Here is a 17789-nt window from a genome sequence, read left to right as displayed (position 1 = left end):
TAACTATTCGCGGCGGTCAGGCGCGAATATGTAGCTTCGATGACGCCGCGGTTAGCCCCCGCTGTGCATCACGTCGGCCGCGTGGGGGACCGCAGCATCGTAAGGATCGTCGAGCCAGCCATGCGGCAACGCGACCTTGCCCGGCGAGCCTTGACGACCGCGCGGGCCTTCGGCGTCGGCGGGGAAAGGCGCGCTCGGATCGAGCTTGCCGATCAAATCCTCCAGCTGAGTCAGGCTGGTTACCGTCGCGAACGAGCGACGAAGGTCGGCACCGACCGGGAAACCCATGAGGTACCACGCCATGTGTTTGCGCAGGTCACGCATCGCTTTGTCTTCGCCCTGATGGTCGGAAAGCAGCACAGCGTGGCGGTAGAGCACCTCGCCAACGCGACCAAGGTTGGGCGCTTCGGGCAGCGGCTGACCACGCAACGCGGCGGCGAGTTCAGCGAACAACCACGGTCGACCGAGGCAGCCACGGCCAACAACAACGCCGTCGCAACCGGTTTCGGCCATCATGCGAACGGCATCGTCGGCGCTGAAAATATCGCCGTTGCCGAGCACCGGAATGGTGGTGACGGCTTCCTTGAGCCGTGCGATCTTCGACCAATCGGCTTCGCCGGAATAACGCTGCGCGGCCGTGCGCGCATGCAACGCGACGGCCTGCGCGCCCTCGGCTTCGGCGATGCGGCCAGCGTCGAGGTAGGTGTGGTGCTCGTCGTCGATGCCGATGCGGAACTTCACCGTGACCGGCACATCGCCGGCAGACGTGACCATTTCGCGGATGATCTGCCGGAACAGTTCGCGCTTGTACGGCAGCGCGGCGCCGCCACCAAGTCGGGTGACCTTCGGAACCGGGCAACCGAGATTGAGGTCGATGTGGTCGGCGATGTTCTCGCCGACGATGATGCGGACCGCTTCGCCGAGCGTCTTCGGGTCAACGCCATAAAGCTGCATTGATCGAGGCGACTCGTCGGCGTCGAACGACATCATGTGCATCGTCTTCTCGTTGCGTTCCACAACGGCGCGAGCAGTAATCATCTCGCAGACGTAAATAGAGGTAGCACTGCCGAATTCCCGGCATAGTTTGCGGAACGCGAGGTTGGTGATGCCTGCCATCGGGGCGAGCACCACCGGCGGATCAACCGGATATGGCCCGATCCGCAGCGCCGTCGGCGCGTGAGGCAGCGTGGAAGTCACGGCTTCGATTGTCTCATCTGCCGAGGTCGCAGCCCAAAAGAGGAAAGTGAGATCTTTGTGACCAGCCAGCTAGCCCCGTCCGGCGCCGCGTTTTACGTCCCGCCCGCTCCGCTTCCCGACGGCGAACACGGTGACCCGATTTGGGCGGCTGAGCTGGCAGGTGTCGCCGCGTTCGCCGAAGCGGCGACTAACGAGCGCGTGCTGTATCGGTCCGAGAATGTCCACGGCGAACCGATTGTTGTGTCGGGGATCATCGCGTTGCCGAAGCATCCCGCGCCGGGCAATCCGGTCGTGAGTTGGGCGCATGGGACCGTCGGTGCCGCCGATCTTGCCGCCCCTTCGCGCGACACCGTCGACGGGCCAGCGCATCAGGTCAATGTCGAACCGCACGGCCTGGTCAACGACCTCCTTCGCGCTGGTTACGCCGTTGTCGCGACCGATTACGAGGGCCTCGGCACGCCCGGCAATCACCCGTATTTGGTAGGCGAGTCGGAGGCGCGAAGCGTGCTCGACATCGTTCGCGCTGCCCGCATCCTGCACCCGGAACTGTCGGGTAACGTCGCCGTACTCGGGCACTCCCAGGGCGGTCACGCCGCGATCTTCGCCGCCCATCACGCCCCGAAATGGACGCCCGAGCTGCGCCTGGTCGGTGTGACCGCTTACGCGCCCGGCGCGAGTGTCGCCGACGGGTTCCGGCTCATTCCGCAGAGCCCGATCACACACGAGGTGATTGGCTTCTTCCCGCTTTTCCTGATCGGCGCGGTCGCCGCCGACCCGTCGATCGACCTGCGCGCCCTGCTCACCGACCGCGCGTACGAGCTCTATCAGCGCGATATCCCGACGCGTTCGCGCTTTGGCCTGAGTGAAGAGGAGTCGTTCGGCGGCATCCTCGGCACCGATTTGCTCAAGCCTGAAGCGATCGACGGCCCCGATTACCAGAAGGTGCTCGCGGTCCTTGAGGCCAACAATCCGGTCGTGACCAGCGAGGTTGGCCTTCGCGTTGTGCAGGGCCTTGACGATCCGCGCGTGCTCGCGGTCACCACGTCGGCGCTAGTCGACCAGCTGACCGAACTGAACGGTTCGGAAAATGTCGAATATGTCACCTACGAGACCGTCGCGGACAACCCTATTAGTCCCCATTTTGGCGTGTTGACCACCGACACACCGGCAACGCTGGCATGGCTGGCCGCAGAGTTCGCGAAGGGCTAGAGATTGTAACGGCCTGTACCAGCTAATCTGGACAAATGGCCGAAAATAGCGAAGGCGCGCAGGTGCCAGCAGAATCAAATAAGGGCACGGTCGCGCTCAAGGTGTCGTCGCTACTTGGCGGCGCGGTGATCGCGATCCTGGCCGTCATCGCGATTGTGCTCGCCGCGTTGCTGTTGTCGTCGCACAACAAGCTCGCCGACCGCGACGCGAAAGCAGCCGACAACGCGAAAGCCGAGCAGATCGCTCTCGACTACGCGACCGCGACCGGCAACGTGAACTACAACGACTTCAACGCGTGGCTCACCGCACTCAAGGCGGGCACCGCGAAGCCGGTCGCCGACAAATTCGACGCAGCCGCGCCGCGTTTGCAGCAGATCGTCACGATCCTCAAGTGGACGTCGACGGCAACGCCGATCACCGCGAAGGTGATGTCGCAAGACGGCGACGTTTTCCACGTCGACGCCTTCATCGACACAACGACGACCAACGCGCAGCGTCCCGACCCGATTCGCAACACGGTGCTCTTCACGATCACCGTGGACAAGGGCCAGAACTGGCAGATCACCGACGTCGGTGGCACCGACGCGCTGCTCGGCAAGTAGGCAGCGCAAAAGAGCCGCCCACCTCGATCAGGTGGGCGGCTCTTTTGCGTGAAGGGCTTAGACCGAAGCCAGCTCGCGCTTCTTGGCTTCGCGAGCAAGCGCCTTGTCGCGCTGCTCTTCGAACTTGATGACATCGCCGCTGAGCTTGTCGAGGAAGATCGCGAGCCGGTCGCGAACAGCCTCGCCGCGCGGGGTGAAGTCGGTGCGCTCGAACACGTTCCACTTCTTGAGCACAGGCTGCACGACCTCTTCGAGGTGCTGACGCAGGTCGTAAATGCCGTGCTTGGCCATGAGCACGCCGTTGCGACGGAAGTTCGGCATGCCAGCGCCCGGCATCTGGAAGTTCTCCAGGATGAGCGCGATGGCCTCGATCGCCTGGTCGGGCGCGAGGTCGAGCGCGGCGCCAGCCAGGTTGCGGTAGAAGATCATGTGCAGGTTCTCGTCGGCCGCGACGCGCTGAAGCATGCGGTCGGCGATCGGGTCGTCGCACACCCGGCCGGTGTTGCGGTGACTCACGCGCGTCGCGAGTTCCTGGAACGTCACATAGGCGACCGAGTGCAGGAAGCCCGCGTCGACCTCGCCGGGGGAGGCGAAACCGTTGGTCATGTGAATCATGCGCGCGTTTTCCAACGCGACCGGGTCGACGCCACGGGTGACGACCAGGTAGTCACGCATCACGATGCCGTGGCGGTTCTCCTCAGCCGTCCACCGACCAACCCAGGTGCCCCACGCGCCGTCTTGCGAGAAGTTCTCAGCGATCTCGCGGTGGTAGGAGGGGAGGTTGTCCTCGGTGAGCAGGTTGGTGATCATCGCGGCCTTGGCGACCTCATTGAGGCGCGACTGCTCAGGGTCGTAGTCGACGCCACCAAGCGCGGCGAAGTTGCGACCCTCGTCCCACGGAACGTAGTCGTGTGGATGCCATTCCTTAGCGAGCGACAGATGCCGATTGACGTTTTCCTCGGCAACCGGCTCCAACTCCTTGAGCAGTTCGAGTTGAGTCAGATCCCTTGCCATCTAAAAACCCTTCGCTGTCTGCTGTCCTACGTCGCATTCAGGTCATACCCTACGACACCGTAGGTGTGATGCGAAACGCAACTGTGATCTTTCGGCCCGATCTCGTGTTCGCCGACAGAGTCGTCGACCGGGTGCTGTGGTGTGCCACGAGTCTAGGGGGAAAGGCCCGCAACATGGGGTCTATCGTTGCGGGCCCCTGTTGTCGTTAGCCGTTATTAGTGTTTTCCTCCGAGAAGTCCGCCGAGGATCGAGCCGAGGCCGCCGCCAGCACCGCCTGAAAGTGCCCCGCCGATCACCCCACCGAGCCCGCCGCTGTTGCTCGCACCGCCGAGCAGGCCGCCAAGGATGTCGCCGATGCCGCCGTTGCTCGGTGCCTGTTGCTGCTGTGCCGGTGCCTGATTTCCGCCCATCAGTTGCTTGGCGAGGTAGGCGAGCACGATCGGGGCCAGAATCGGCATTAGCTTGCCGATGAGGTCGTTGCCGCCGCCCTCGTTGGTCGCGCCGAGCGTGCTGATGACGGTGTTCTTCTCGTCGCCGAAGACGTTATTGACGATTTTCTCGCCGTCGGCGATGTCGACGTTCGCTAAGTCGACCTGGCCGTTGCTCACGAGGTCGCCGTGCTGGTCGAGTGCGCCGAGCAGGGAAGCGGCGCCCTGGGGTTCGGCAGCGTTGGCTTGCAGCCCGCCGAGCAGAGTGGGCAGTGCCGCTTGGATCGCGCTGGTGGCTGTCGCGTTGTCGACGCCGAGCTGGCTGGCGATCTGGGCGATGGGAACTTGGGAGAGCAAGTCATCGAAGGAAGTCATCGGCTCCGCCTGCGTTGAAGGTGGACTCGGCAGGTGCCGAGTCGACCACAGGCTAGCTAGCGAGTGCCCCCTGTAGGACTCGAACCTACGACCTAGTGATTAAAAGTCACCAGCTCTACCAACTGAGCTAAAGGGGCGCGGTGGGGAGTCTAACCGACACCTAGCCGTTGGGCCCAATAGTGGGGGTCGGTGCAGGTGGGCAACGCTGCGTGCCCCACGGTTACGCATGCGCGCCGCAATCGAATACTGTTGAGCAACAACAGTTTTCGACGAACAAGGGTGGGTGATGAGCGAGCTCAACCGTTCTCACGTTGCCGTTGCGCGGGTAGGCGAGGTGCGGCACGGTGTCGGCGTCTCAACAAGCTTGCGCGCGTTGACAATTCATCATGACGGTTCGTCGCTGAGTTGCACACCGTTCGCTGCGCTGACTAACCCAACTCAATGTTGGGATATGTCTTCGGTTTGCCGCGTGTCGACTGGCGAACCCGAGTACGGTGGCGCTCGGGTGAATTCGAAAACAATCGTCGATGTCGCCGATGGATGCGGTATCACCAGCAGCATCGTTGTTGCGAGTCGGGAGCGCGGGTGGGCAGCGCTACCACGGGATTGGGGAAATGGGGGCGTTACACCGGCCGCGTTAGGGCACTGTCGGCGCAGGTAATAGGGCCCGAGTGTGCACCCCCTGCGGCGCACTCGGGCAGGCGAACTATAGCAGCCGGAGTGCATCCGGATTTCTGACAAACAAAAGCTTCGGAGGCGTTTCGAGCATGGCACGGCAGCAAGAGCGGGCCCGTCGGACACGCGCGGCAATCATCAAGTCCGCGGCCGTTGAGTTCGGCAAGAGCGGATATGCCGCGGCATCGCTCAACCGCATTCTGGAAGGGTCGCGCGCTACTAAAGGCGCGATGTACTTTCATTTCGATTCGAAAGAAGATCTCGCTCGCGCGGTACTAGAAACCGCGGTCGAACGGTATCGAGGCTGCGCCGATCGGTGGCTCATGCGCGCCGACCTTGGCCCGCTCGACGTGCTGCACGGCATGGTCGATGAGATCGCGTTGCGTCTTGAACACGACACGATCGTCCAGGCGGAGTACCGCTTGGTGATCGAACCCGACTTCCATCGCGACGCTGGCAATGGCGGTAGTCGCATCGTCGCGCGGGCTACCCGAGTGCTCGCGGTGCGTGCCATCGACGACGGTCAGCTGCGCGCCGACGCCGACCCGGACCGCTTCACCCGCGCACTCTCCGCTGCCTTGGCTGGTCAGCGCTACTTGGCCGACCCCATCACCAACGGCGCGGCCGCCGACCTGCGCGCCCGCTTCGCTGAGGTGCTGGAAGTTATCGTTGAGTCCATGGCAACCCCGGGGTGGATGCAGCGCTTCCACGCTGAAGGTTGGCGAGCCCAAGCGCAGCTTGACGACCTCGGTTTGGGCGTCTGACCAGGCGATTTGGAAGTCGGTATGAACCTGTCATAAGCTATCCAAGCTCCCAACGGAAACGTTGCAAGCCGCCCCGAAGAGATTCGGAACGAGCCCCCTTCGTCTAGCGGCCTAGGACGCCGCCCTTTCAAGGCGGTAGCGCGGGTTCGAATCCCGTAGGGGGTACAGTCTTCGGACTGCACTTGAATGGAGCATGGCAGTACAGCAAGGCCCTGTGGCGCAGTTGGTTAGCGCGCCGCCCTGTCACGGCGGAGGTCGCGGGTTCGAGTCCCGTCAGGGTCGCAAGTAAGTGCCGGAGCAATCCGGCACTTCGCGTTTGGTGCCCAGCAGCTTGGGTACCTGCGGCCAGGTAGCTCAGTTGGTACGAGCGTCCGCCTGAAAAGCGGAAGGTCGCCGGTTCGATCCCGGCTCTGGCCACTGAATCCCTCGGTTAGCTCCGGGGGATTTTCGCGTGTTCTTCTACACGCACACAGTTTGGCCCTGTGGCGCAGTTGGTTAGCGCGCCGCCCTGTCACGGCGGAGGTCGCGGGTTCGAGTCCCGTCAGGGTCGCTTTTCTTCTCTATGCTCGCTCGTGTGCTCACGAGCTTGGCAATCGCCAACTACCGCTCTTTACGCGATGTAGTTGTTCCTCTCGACCGGTTGACGGTCATCACCGGCGCGAACGGTTCGGGCAAGTCCAACCTGTACCGCGCTTTGCGCTTGCTGGCAGATACCTCACGCAACGGAACCGTTGGCGCATTGGCCCGCGAGGGAGGTTTGCCAGCGACGCTGTGGACTGGTCCACCGGGCGGTAGCGCGAGTGTGCGGGCAGGGCGCGCTGACAGTCGGTCCAACGAAAACAACGGCGCGCTGCGGTTGGGTTTCGCTGGGGACGATTTCAGTTACGCGATCAAGCTGGGGTTTGCTGGCGGGGCGACCATGTTCGCGCTTGACCCTGTCATCAAGACCGAGCACGTGTGGGCTGGAAAGCCGCGACCTGGGTCTTTGCTTGCCGAGCGCAGCAACGCGCTGATGATCGTCACTGACGATCACATCAACTATGACGGTCACCCGGTGAGCAACTACGACTCGATGTTGTCGGAGTTTTCCGATCCGGGTGCGGCCCCGGAAATGGCGCAGCTGCGTGACCGGATGCGCGGCTGGCGTTTCTACGACCATTTCCGCACCGACGCGTCCGCTCCCGCCCGTACAAGCGCGATCGGCACCTTCACCCCGGCTCTGCCTTCTGACGGTGCCGACCTACCCGCCGCGATTCAGACGGTTTTCGAGAACGGGGATAGGGAGGGTTTCAACGAAGCAATTGACGATGCGTTTCCCGGTTGCTCGGCAGCTGTCAAGGACGTCGATGGCCAATTCAGTCTGCAGTGGCACCAGCAACATTTGCTTCGCCCGTTGACGGTGAACGAACTTTCCGATGGCACTTTGCGCTACTTACTCCTGGTAACCGCGATGTTTACCCCGCGCCCGCCGGAATTGCTGGTTTTCAACGAGCCCGAAACCAGCCTCCACCCCGACCTTTTCGCCCCGCTTGCCACGTTGTTGGTCGAGGCGTCAAAGCGCACCCAGGTGGTCGTCGTCTCGCACGCGGCGGAAGTGATTGAAGTGATCGACAACACAACCGATTACGCGTCAATCGAGTTGGTGAAGCGAGACGGCGAAACCTTCATCCGCGACCAGCGCCCGCTCACCCGCCCGGCGTGGATGTGGCCGAGTTAGCGGCTGTTCCGCCGCGCGCGGCGCGGGCTCAAGCACTACAGTTGCGCTCCGTGAGTGCGGGTTTTCAATGCGAGTATTGCGGTGATGTGCATAATGGTTCGCCTGCGGGGTTCGCGGTGCCAGCGCCCGCGTTTTGGCAAGACAGCATGCATGGGGTCGACGGGCATGTGCTGACCAGCGACCAATGCGTCATCGGGGACGAGCATTTTTTCCTGCGTGGCAGGTTGTTGCTGCCGATCGTCGACTCAGACGACGTGTTTGACTGGGGTGTCTGGGTCTCGGCGAGTCGCGCCAGCTTCGTGCGGGCCGACGACATGTGGAGCAACCCGGCCCGCGTCGATGACGACCCTATCGGCGGTTACCTCGCCAACATTTTGCCGACGTACGAACCATCGACCCTCAACTTGCGTGCCCGGCTCCATGCGCAGCCGGTAGGCCAGCGCCCATTGGTTGAGTTGGAGCCAACCGACCACCCGCTGGCAGTGGAACAGCGCGAAGGCATATCGGCTTCGCGTATCCAAGCGTTGGTAGAACGGTTCGCCCACCCGGCGTAATGACTGCTCCCGCTCAGTCATCTTTCAGCTCTATCGAGTAACGTCATAACGAATCGATACATGCTCGGCGCCCACCTGGGGTGCGCCGGCGTTACCAGGTGAGCAGGGAGGGCGACCCTTGAGGGTTACCGTTGTTGTGCCGACCTACAACGAGCGGGAAAATCTGCCGGTGGCGGTGGAGCGGCTGACGGCGCTGCCGGTCCCCGACCTGCACGTTCTCGTTGTTGACGACAATTCGCCGGACGGCACGGGCGAAGTTGCTGACAAATTGGCCGCTGAGCTGCCCAACACGGTCAGCGTGCTGCACCGCACGGAGAAGGACGGCCTTGGCCGCGCCTACATCGCGGGCATCACCCAGGCACTCGAAGAGGGCGCTGACGTGGTGATCCAGATGGATGCCGACCTGTCGCACCCGGCCGAGGTCATCCCGGCCATGCTCGAACAGCTCAGTGCGCCCGAGGTTGGCGTTGTCCTTGGTTCGCGTTATGTTCCCGGCGGTTCTACCGCTGAGGAGTGGAAGTGGTACCGCAAGGCGCTGTCGGCGTGGGCCAACTTCTACGTCAACCTCATCCTGCGTCTCGGCGTGAAGGACGCGACCGCCGGTTTCAAGGCGTGGAAGGCGCCGACGTTGCGCGACATCGACGTCGCGTCGATCCGCAGCAACGGCTACTCGTTCCAGGTCGAGATGAACTACCGGGCCATCAAGAAGGGTCACCGCATCGCGGAAGTCCCGATTCGCTTCGAAGAGCGCACAATTGGCGCGTCGAAGATGAGCTTGAAGGTGCAGCTTGAGTCGGCGTTGATGCCGTGGAAGCTGCTGTTCGGCCGCTCGGTCTAAGCGCAAACGAAATCGGGGCCGCGCCTAATTGGCGTGGCCCCGTTCGTGTTTGAAAACCTAAGAGATGTTCTTCCGAACCGCTTCAAGCGCGATCACCATCACCGGAACCAGCGCGACGTGCATCAGCGAAAGCGCGATGGTCGATGCGGTATCGAAGTCGGCGGCAACCGTGAGCGCGATCGTCCCCAGCGACAACACCGACCCAACCACTGCGGCGACCCGCAGAATCGGCGTCCACAGGTACGAAATCAGCACGGCGACAGTAAGTCCGATGCCAAGTGGCGCGAGCGACATCAGCACAACCCCGCCCGGCGCGACACTTTGCTGCACGCCCTTGTCGGTCGTCAAGAACGACCCGCCTGCCGCCTCGCCGATGCCCCACAGGATCAGATTGAGTACAAGCGCGGCGAGCGCGGCGCCAATCACGGCGACGGGACGCGACAGTGCGGGGATCGAAAGACGGTTGGCGGCAACAGTATTGGTAGTCATGATGTTCACTCCTCATTCGGTGGTGAAACAATCATGAAACCTGAACAAAGCTTTAGGTCAAGTCGGTCGGCCAGCTCAGCAGTGTGTCCTCGAACACATTCCGAACGGCGGCCACATTCCGGTCTAATTCGCTTGGTTTCCAGGCGGATACGTCGATCGGCGGCAGAATCGCAACGTCGACCACCCCGGACCGCCCGATCGGCGAATCCCGCCACATGATCTCGCCCGCGTTGCGAATCACTACCGGAATCACCGGCACGCCAGCCTGCATCGCCATGTGGAACGCGCCCTTCTTGAACTCCCCGAGGCCAGGCGTGTACGAGCGGGTTCCTTCGGGCGCGATGGCGATCGACAGCCCGCCGCGCAACGTCGAAACAACCGGCGCGAGCGCGGCTTTCGCTTTGGCGGTGTCGCTGCGGTCAATGAACGTGACGCCAACGAACCGCATGATCGGGCCGAAAACGGGATGCTTGGTGAGCTCCTGCTTGCCAACTCCAGTCACATTCCCGCCGAGCACCTTGGGCACGATGATCACGTCGAGCTGGCTTTGGTGGTTGAAGAGGAACACCGCAGGCCGAGGTGAGCTGGCGTTTTCGGCACCGACGACGCGGAGACGAACGCCGAGCCCGGCCAGCGTCGCCGTTGTCGCGTCGTGCATGAGCCCGTCGGCCATCGCTTGCCGTTTGCGCGTTGTCGCCTTGCGCGCGATACCGACGAGCGAGCCTAAGATCAGGCCGATGGACGCGACGATCGTGCGGAGGTAGTCGCGGATTCGGGGTGCGCGCCTTGGGTGAAAGGTAAGTCCGCGCGAACCCTTGGCATTGATCGCTGTCGCGAAGCGAGCGTTGGTGAGCAGGGGGTTCGACCCGCCCTGTGCGTACGCGAAGTCGACCGCGCCCGGTTCCGCGACGATTTCCTCGATCCCCAGCGTGCGGGCGACCGGCGCGACCGCGAACTCCGGCAACGCCGACACCAACCGCACCCGGTGCCCGGCCCGCTGGTGCTCGCGAATGAGCCGCCACGCTTCCGGGTAGAGGTAGCCGTAGAGGTGCTTGCGGAAGACGCGCTCGCCGAGGTCGGCGGCATCGTCGAACGCTGCGGCATCGAGGGTCTCGGGATTGACGAACCCGTTCAGTAACGCGCGTGAGTCAGGATCAGTTCGCTTGCCAGGCTTAGGAATTCGTGCAATCACGGCGCTGAGGTCGAATGCCGCAACCGCCTCAGCTGGTGTCGCTCGGATCAGCTTGACCGCATCATCGAGCGGGGTGCTGGCCGCCGAGCCCAGCTCAGCGCTGGGTGCTACCGCCCTGGCCGCTCGCGCGTTCACCTCGCCCGCCCGCGCGCTCACGTCGCCTACTTGCGCGTTCGCGTCCTCCGCCTGTGCGTTCGCGTCGCTCGCCTGTGTGTTCGCGTCGCCCGCCCGGGCATTCGCATCGCCCGCGCCGCGCCGCTCGGGGCCGGTGCCGTCGCTCAACTTCCCAGCCTCGCTCATCGCGCAACCTGGTTCGACGGGTCGAGTGCCGCCGCCCGCCCAACGCGTTCCCCAAGCGCCCGCAATCGCTCCGCCAGCTCAATTCGTCGCTCAGCCAATTCCTGCTCCTTACCCGGTTCCGCAGGCTCAATTAGGTGGTGATTGTCCGCGAGTTTCCATGCGCTGGTGAACAATTCGGTCGACACCGATTCCGGGCTGTGTAGCCGCTGTTGCAGCAACATCTGCTTGCCGACCGCAACGCATTCGTCGATGAATTGTTTGCGGTCGATCACCTCGTCGGGAGCGTGTGCGGCGAGGCGTTCGGCGACAACCAGCTGTGCGTCGAAGAACGAACGCAACACGCGGTGCGCCATCACGAAGCCCGAACTCGTTAGGGCGCTGAGGAATTGACGGTCGAGTCGATCGTCTGGGGTGTTGGAATCCCACTCCGGCACGATCAACCGGATTTCTTCGATGATCTGATCGGCGAACTCGGCGCGTTCAGGGAAGAAGAATTCGAATTTCAGCAGGTCACGCAGGGCAAACGCGGCTTTCCACGCCGAGCGAAGCGGGTCGTCGCCGGGCTGTTCGACCGCGGTGAGCGCGGCGAGTTCGAGGATCGCGCGGTTGACGAACCAGTGCACGCCACTGTTGCGGTAAAACGCGGCTTCCAGGTGCGCGCCTGGTTCGATGGCGTAAACCGGTTCGAGCCCGCCGCGATAAACGGTGACCACGTTGGCGAGTTCGAGCTGTTCCAAAACAACACGAAGACCCTGCTCATCACGCAATTTGGTGAGTTCGCCAGCGGGCAGTCCGCGGGCGGCGATGTAGGCGATGACGGGGTCGAGGACGGTGCGCACTTCGCCGATGGTGAGCGCGCGCTCGTGCACGCCGAGCAGCGCGAGCGTCACGAGCGAGTTCACCGTGATCGGCGTGACCGCGTTGATGCCAACGGCGACATCAAATGCCAACCGCTGCACCGCCTTTCGCTCGACCTCTTCCGTCGCGCTGTCGTCCGGCTTCGACGACTGCCCCGCTGGATCGTGCAGGGGAATCGTCAGCGGGCGCTCGGCGAGCGGATCGCCGTGGCTCACCAGGCTTTCCCGCGCCGAAATCGCTTCGCCGAAGCGCACATACACGCGCCCCGCCGAGTGCTGCTGACTGCGCACATACCGTGCCAACCACGCGAGTCCCTCGGGCTTTTTGGTCCCGCCAGCTTGTTCGCTTGCCATCGCGCCAAGCTCGTTGAGCCGCTCGTAGGTGATCGACACCGGCACCAGCATCACGTCTTCAATCCGACGCGACCGCACCGCTGCCGCAAGGTAATTCAGCAATCCGTAGCGCGGCGGACGCAGCTTGCCCGTGCGCGTGCGACCACCTTCGAAGTACCACTCCATGTTGAAGCGTTTCGCGAGCAGATACGCGAAGTATTCCTCGACGACCGCCTTGTAAATCTCATCGTCACCGAAGCTGCGGCGAATGAACACCGTGCCGGTGCGGCGCGCGATGGGGCCCATCGGCCAGAAGTTCAGGTTCGCGCCGCCGATCACGTGGTTCGGCGGGAAATCGTTGCGCGCCAACACGTCTCCGAGCACTAGCGCGTCCGCATACGAGCGGTGCGACGGCAGGAAGACGAGCGGATAGCGTCGATTGAGTTTGCGCAAGGCGTCGAGCCCGTGGAGGTCGGCGTCGACCTTCCACGCCGACGCGTGAATCGGCCGCATCGCCTGCGTAAACAGGTCCGAGACGAGGCGCGATTGCGCGGCGACCAACTCGCGCAACGCTTTTTCCGCATTGCGATACACCTGGTCGGGGTTCGCGCCGATTTCCTCGGCGATGTAGTCGAGTTTGCGTTGGAACTCCGGCGAGTCGAGTATTTCCTCGGCGACGAGCTGCGGCACCTTGTATCGGTCGCCGATCACGGTGCGTTCGGCGCGTTCCAGCGCGACTACCGCCGCGCGCACCACCGCGCGGGCGAACGCGTCACCCGACCCCGCGCGCAGCAGCGCGGCAGCTTCCGGATTGTTGGCGCGCAACTCGCTCAGCCGGGCGGGCGCGCCGACCAGGATGCGGTGCCGGTCGGGTTCCTTGCGCACGAGTCGACGTTGGACCAGCCGGTTCGGTTTGCGCGGATTGGTGAGTAATGCCAGGTCAGCGAAGGTTACGCGCCGCACGCCGTCGCGTTCGGGTGGCAGCCACAGCACGCGAATGGGCACGACGAGCGGGTCGTCGCCGCGCTTCACGAGCCGCGTTGACAACGCGCGCGCGTCTAGGTCGAGCTGGGTGACTGGCGCGTCGCTGCCCACCTCCGCGCTCAGCCCGCCTTCGGCGATCCAATCCCCAATGAGCTTGCGCTCGACTCCCGAGGCCGCCTCGACCAGCGCGACCACTGATTCGGTTGCCGGTCCATTTCGCGGGCCGCGCCGCCCACCGTCGTCGATCATCTCCCCATTCAAGCCCGAGTTTGGCGTTGGCGCACTGAACTTCCCCTACCGCGTCGAACATCGGTATCGCATCCCAGCGGCTTTACGCTCGGCGAATGGACTGGGCGCTGCGCACGTGCGCGATTCATGGGCACTACACCTACGCCCCGACCGAGCCGGAGTTGCGCGCGCGACTTGAGGTGTCGACGGTCGCGGGAACAGCGTGGCGGTGTTTGCGATGTGGGACGTTCGTACCAGGAAAGCCCGTCGGAACGGGGCCCGCTGATGAGGCACCGTTCGTCCCGCGCGGTCGGCTGCTACGCGACCGATGGATTCTGAAACTGCTCGCCGTTGACCGGGCGTTTCATGGGGTGTTGATGCTTATCGCGGCGATGTTGGCGCAGCGCTTCCGGTCGCATAAGGGCCGCTACGCGAACAGTTTCGATACCGATTTGCCGCTGCTGCAACCGTTCGCGAACCAGATCGGCTGGAACGTCGACCATTCGCACGTTGTCCGTTGGGCTGACGATCTGTTCAAGCTGTCGAACACCTCGCTGCTGTGGATCGCGGTTTTCCTCTACGCATACGCGGCGCTGCACTTCATTGAGGCGATTGGGCTGTGGCTCGCGAAACGGTGGGGTGAGTACCTGTCGGTGATCGCTACCAGCGTTTTTCTACCGCTGGAGATTTACGAACTGATTGAGCGCGTGACCGTTTTCAAGGTGGTCGCGCTGGTGGTGAACTTGCTCGCGGTGTGGTGGCTGGTGTGGCGCAAGCGCCTGTTCGGGGCGAACGGCGGTTGGGCGGCTTACCAGGCTGAGCACAGTCAGGCGAGCCTGTTGAGTGTGGAGCGGGCGGCGGTGGAAGACGATCAACCGAAGCGGGCCAGGTAATGCTAACCTAACTCGCATCAAGTTAGGTCAGCATTACCTTGGAGGATCGTTGTCGTCGACCGAGCAGCCCGTGCGGGTGGAGTATGTGACCGATCCTGCGGCGGCGATGTCGTCGTTGGCGGCGGCCGACCGTTTTGGCGAGTACGTGATGTACGAGCAGCCCGACGGCTGGGTTTTCGCGGCCGACCCGCTCGGCGGCATCGAACTCGACGCTGGCGAACTGCGCACGACCTGGGCGGGGGAGACCACCGCGCGTGCGTGGAGTGGCAGTCCGGCCGACACGCTCGACGCGGCGCTCGCTTCGCTTGCGGATTTGTCCGGCGAAGAGCGTGGCGCGTACGGGTGGATCGCCTTCGAATTCTGCGCGTACTCGCTTGACGTAACCAGCTACCTCAATCAGCGAACGCCGTTGGCGCAGTTGATGATCCCGCGCATAGAGGTGCGCATTGACGGGGGCGGTGTGCGGGTCAGTGGCGCAACCCCCGCCGAAACCTGTGACATCCACGATCTGATCGCCGCGTCGCAGGGGGCGGTGCTGCCGACCGCGCACCCCGTTGACGTGCGGCCCGACGTGACCGACTACCAGGGTCGCGTTGCCGCCGCTGTCGCCGAAATTCAGGCTGGCGAGTATCAGAAGGTGATTCTGTCGCGGAAGGTCGCGCTGCCGTTCCCGGTCGACGTGCCCGCCACCTACCGACTTGGTCGCGCGAACAACACGCCCGCCCGTTCGTTCCTGCTGCGCCTTGGCGGGTTGGAAGCGGCAGGATTTAGCCCCGAATTGGTTGCTTCGGTCGATGATGCGCGGGTCGTGACGACCGAGCCGCTCGCCGGAACGCGCGCATTTGGCCTTGGTACGCAGGCTGACGACGCCGCGCGTGCCGATCTACTTTCCGACCCGAAAGAGATTGTCGAGCACGCGATTTCGGTGCAGACCTCGTTTGCCGAGATCGCTTCGGTCGCCGAAATCGGGACGCCGTCGGTGTCGGACTTCATGGCCGTGCGGGAGCGGGGCAGTGTGCAGCACCTCGCGTCGACCGTGCGCGGCACGCTGGCCGCTGGTCGGAGCAGTTGGGACGCGCTCGACGTCCTTTTCCCGTCGGTGACGGCCTCAGGCATCCCCAAGCGTGAAGGTGTCGACTCCGTTTTCCGTAACGACCACGATCCGCGCGGGCTGTATTCGGGTGCGGTGGTGCGGGTTTCGCCATCGGGCGCGCTTGAAGCGACACTAGTTTTGCGTGCCATCTACCAAACCGGTGAGGGCGCGTGGTTGCGTGCGGGGGCCGGGATCGTTTCGCAGTCGAAGCCCGAACGCGAGTTTGAGGAGACGTGCGAGAAGTTGGGGAGCGTCGCGCCGTACGTGGTTCGCGGCTGAGTTTTCGCCATCTGACGTGCCGGTTGTCGCTTGGGCGATAACCGGCACGTCGCGTATTGGCTAGCTTGCGCGTAGGGCCTTCTTGTCGATCTTGCCGACGGCGGTGAGGGGGAGAGCATCGGCGTAGCGGAGCGTGTCGGGGAGTTTGTAGGTCGCGAGGCCGCGCGCGGTGAGGAAGGCTTTGACCTCGGGCAGCGTCGGCAGATCGGTGCCGACTAGGACGACGCAAACCTTCTCGCCGAGTGCCGTGTCCGGAAGGCCGACAGCTGCCGCGTGACGAACCGCCGGGTGCGCGAGCAGGTGTTCTTCCAGCTCATCGCAGGAAATGTTCTCGCCGCCGCGATTGATGACGTCCTTGATGCGGCCGCTCACAATCAGGTGGCCGGACGGGAGCTGGCGGACCAGGTCGCCGCTGCGGTAGAAGCCGTCCGGGGTGAAGGCACGCGAATTGTGTTCCGGCGCACGGTAATAGCCGCGAAGTGTGTAGGGGCCACGCGTAAGTAGTTCACCCCCTTCGCCGGGGGCAACGTCGTTTCCGTCGGCGTCAACGACACGGATTTCGTCAGCGGGGGAAAGTGGTCGGCCCTGCGTCGTGCAGATGAGGTCGGCGGGGTCGTCGAGGCGCGTGTAATTAAGCAGACCTTCGGCCATGCCGAACACCTGCTGAAGCTGGCACTTCAGCGCGGGCTCAACCTCGACGGCATTAGCTTCGGCGAGGCGCGCGCCACCGACTTGCAGGAGTCGCAGGCTGGATAGGTCGGCGTCCTCCCATTCGACTGCGGCACTCCACAATTGAGCCAGGGGCGGCACAACGCCGGTGACCGTGACGCCGTGGCGTTGGATCGCGGCGAAGGCGGCTTCCGGCGATGGGTCGAGCGTGAAGGTGATCGCGCCACCGACCGCGACGGTGCCCAGGATGCCGGGGCAGGCGAGTGGAAAGTTGTGGGCGGCGGGCAGAGTCGTGAGGTAGACGTCGTCGGCGGTGAGTGCACAGACCTCGGCGCTCGCGGTGGCGTTGTAGACGTAGTCGTCGTGGGTGCGAGCGATGAGTTTGGGGAGGCCGGTCGTGCCGCCGGAGACGAGCATGAGGGCGATGTCGCCGGGGTCCGGGGTTGGAAGTGATTGGTGTGCTTCGTGATTGGCGATGTCTGCTAGTGCGGTGTGGTCGCCTGGGTCGCCAACGACCAGCACGTGGCGGAGGGTCGGCACTGCTGACTGAACTTCTTCGGCAAGGGTGCGGTAGTCGAAGTCGCCTAGTTTGTCGGGGATCAGGTAGGCAACGGCGTCGGAAAGTCTTGCCAGATGCTCGATTTCGACCCTGCGATGCGCGGGCAGCGTGAGCACCGGGATCAGTCCCGCGCGCAGTACGCCGAAGAGGGCGGTCGCGAATTCGGGGACGTTGGGCAGTTGCATGACAACGCGATCGCCCGGGGTTAGGCCTAGTGCGAGTAGCCCGTGTGCGAGTCGGTCGGCGGCCTCGTCGAGTTCGGCGTAAGTCTGGGTGCCGGTTTCGCTGAGGACGGCTGGGCGGTCGGGGGTCGCGGTTGCGGTGTCGCGCAATAGGTGGCCGATGGTGCGGCCGGTCCAGTAGCCGGCGTCGCGATAGGCGCGCGCGGCCTCGGCCGGGAAGGGCACGTAACCGTCGCGGTGGTCCGTGCCAGTGGGGGACAACTCGGGCGACAACTTAGTCGACAACGTCACGACAATCTCCGATACGAGGCCAGCTACATAGGTTAGGCAACCCTATCTCAATGGGGTATGGTTCCGC

Annotated in this window: 15 protein-coding genes and 5 tRNA genes; 12 read left to right on the top strand and 8 right to left on the bottom strand. The window is 63.9% G+C overall.

Translation table 11 applies throughout. The annotated features are described in order from the left end of the window. Positions 1 to 51 precede the first annotated feature (51 nt). Positions 52 to 1197, bottom strand: a complete 1146-nt coding sequence (gene dusB, locus IEX78_RS16990; protein WP_268240907.1) for a tRNA dihydrouridine synthase DusB — start codon at positions 1195 to 1197, stop codon at positions 52 to 54. A 57-nt stretch (positions 1198 to 1254) separates the two neighbouring features. Here dusB and IEX78_RS16985 point away from each other — a divergent pair, with 57 nt between their 5' ends. Both IEX78_RS16985 and IEX78_RS16980 read left to right on the top strand, forming a co-directional pair. Further along, positions 1255 to 2406: an alpha/beta fold hydrolase gene (locus IEX78_RS16985; protein WP_188829961.1), complete on the top strand. Its 1152-nt coding sequence runs from the start codon at positions 1255 to 1257 to the stop codon at positions 2404 to 2406. Positions 2407 to 2441: 35 nt separating this feature from the next. Then, positions 2442 to 3008, top strand: a complete 567-nt coding sequence (locus IEX78_RS16980; RefSeq protein WP_188829960.1) for a hypothetical protein — start codon at positions 2442 to 2444, stop codon at positions 3006 to 3008. 57 nt (positions 3009 to 3065) lie between these two features. On the opposite strand, the gene IEX78_RS16975 is transcribed toward IEX78_RS16980, so the two are convergent. The 3 genes from IEX78_RS16975 to IEX78_RS16965 all read right to left on the bottom strand — a co-directional run bounded on the left by IEX78_RS16975 (position 3066) and on the right by IEX78_RS16965 (position 4962). After that, positions 3066 to 4022: an acyl-ACP desaturase gene (locus IEX78_RS16975; RefSeq protein ID WP_188829959.1), complete on the bottom strand. Its 957-nt coding sequence runs from the start codon at positions 4020 to 4022 to the stop codon at positions 3066 to 3068. 215 nt (positions 4023 to 4237) lie between these two features. After that, on the bottom strand, positions 4238 to 4825 hold the full coding sequence (locus IEX78_RS16970) for a DUF937 domain-containing protein (RefSeq protein WP_188829958.1): 588 nt from the start codon (positions 4823 to 4825) through the stop codon (positions 4238 to 4240). A 64-nt stretch (positions 4826 to 4889) separates the two neighbouring features. Then, positions 4890 to 4962, bottom strand: a tRNA-Lys gene (locus IEX78_RS16965). 630 nt (positions 4963 to 5592) lie between these two features. Between IEX78_RS16965 and IEX78_RS16960 the strand changes: the two genes are divergently transcribed. From IEX78_RS16960 to IEX78_RS16925, 8 genes are all read left to right on the top strand, one after another. Next, a complete protein-coding gene (locus IEX78_RS16960) occupies positions 5593 to 6264 on the top strand; it encodes a TetR family transcriptional regulator (protein WP_188829957.1) in 672 nt (223 codons plus the stop codon). Positions 6265 to 6356: 92 nt separating this feature from the next. Next, positions 6357 to 6429 (top strand) — tRNA-Glu (locus IEX78_RS16955). Positions 6430 to 6472: 43 nt separating this feature from the next. After that, positions 6473 to 6546: transfer RNA gene (locus tag IEX78_RS16950), tRNA-Asp, on the top strand. 61 nt (positions 6547 to 6607) lie between these two features. Next, positions 6608 to 6681: transfer RNA gene (locus IEX78_RS16945), tRNA-Phe, on the top strand. Between the two features lie 59 nt (positions 6682 to 6740). Next, positions 6741 to 6814: transfer RNA gene (locus IEX78_RS16940), tRNA-Asp, on the top strand. A gap of 24 nt (positions 6815 to 6838) precedes the next feature. Further along, entirely contained in the window at positions 6839 to 7981 is a 1143-nt protein-coding gene (locus tag IEX78_RS16935) for an AAA family ATPase (RefSeq protein ID WP_188829956.1), read from the top strand. Positions 7982 to 8031: 50 nt separating this feature from the next. After that, positions 8032 to 8535, top strand: a complete 504-nt coding sequence (locus IEX78_RS16930; protein WP_188829955.1) for a DUF2199 domain-containing protein — start codon at positions 8032 to 8034, stop codon at positions 8533 to 8535. Between the two features lie 118 nt (positions 8536 to 8653). Then, a complete protein-coding gene (locus tag IEX78_RS16925) occupies positions 8654 to 9373 on the top strand; it encodes a polyprenol monophosphomannose synthase (protein WP_268240906.1) in 720 nt (239 codons plus the stop codon). Between the two features lie 57 nt (positions 9374 to 9430). On the opposite strand, the gene IEX78_RS16920 is transcribed toward IEX78_RS16925, so the two are convergent. The 3 genes from IEX78_RS16920 to IEX78_RS16910 are packed head-to-tail and all read right to left on the bottom strand — an operon-like array spanning position 9431 to position 13777. Further along, on the bottom strand, positions 9431 to 9862 hold the full coding sequence (locus tag IEX78_RS16920) for a DUF6069 family protein (RefSeq protein ID WP_188829954.1): 432 nt from the start codon (positions 9860 to 9862) through the stop codon (positions 9431 to 9433). Between the two features lie 52 nt (positions 9863 to 9914). Further along, positions 9915 to 11354 (bottom strand): lysophospholipid acyltransferase family protein, encoded by a 1440-nt coding sequence (locus tag IEX78_RS16915; protein ID WP_188829953.1) that lies wholly within the window; start codon positions 11352 to 11354, stop codon positions 9915 to 9917. Continuing rightward, positions 11351 to 13777 (bottom strand): glycerol-3-phosphate 1-O-acyltransferase, encoded by a 2427-nt coding sequence (locus IEX78_RS16910; RefSeq protein ID WP_188829952.1) that lies wholly within the window; start codon positions 13775 to 13777, stop codon positions 11351 to 11353. Before IEX78_RS16910 ends, IEX78_RS16915 begins: the two co-directional genes overlap by 4 nt. Before the next feature lie 95 nt (positions 13778 to 13872). Between IEX78_RS16910 and IEX78_RS16905 the strand changes: the two genes are divergently transcribed. Together IEX78_RS16905 and IEX78_RS16900 are read left to right on the top strand one after the other, a co-directional pair. Beyond that, positions 13873 to 14649, top strand: a complete 777-nt coding sequence (locus tag IEX78_RS16905; RefSeq protein WP_188829951.1) for a DUF2127 domain-containing protein — start codon at positions 13873 to 13875, stop codon at positions 14647 to 14649. A 49-nt stretch (positions 14650 to 14698) separates the two neighbouring features. Next, the gene (locus IEX78_RS16900; protein WP_188829950.1) at positions 14699 to 16021 is read left to right on the top strand and encodes a salicylate synthase; all 1323 of its coding nucleotides are present in this window, start codon (positions 14699 to 14701) and stop codon (positions 16019 to 16021) included. Between the two features lie 60 nt (positions 16022 to 16081). Here IEX78_RS16900 and IEX78_RS16895 read toward each other — a convergent pair whose 3' ends face one another. After that, positions 16082 to 17722, bottom strand: coding sequence for a (2,3-dihydroxybenzoyl)adenylate synthase (locus IEX78_RS16895; protein ID WP_308426549.1), 1641 nt, complete (start codon positions 17720 to 17722; stop codon positions 16082 to 16084). Positions 17723 to 17789 lie beyond the last annotated feature (67 nt).

The sequence above is a fragment of the Nocardia camponoti genome (genome assembly GCF_014646135.1).
Taxonomy (GTDB): Bacteria; Actinomycetota; Actinomycetes; order Mycobacteriales; family Mycobacteriaceae; genus Nocardia; species Nocardia camponoti.
This window is presented reverse-complemented; position numbering and strand designations above follow the sequence as displayed.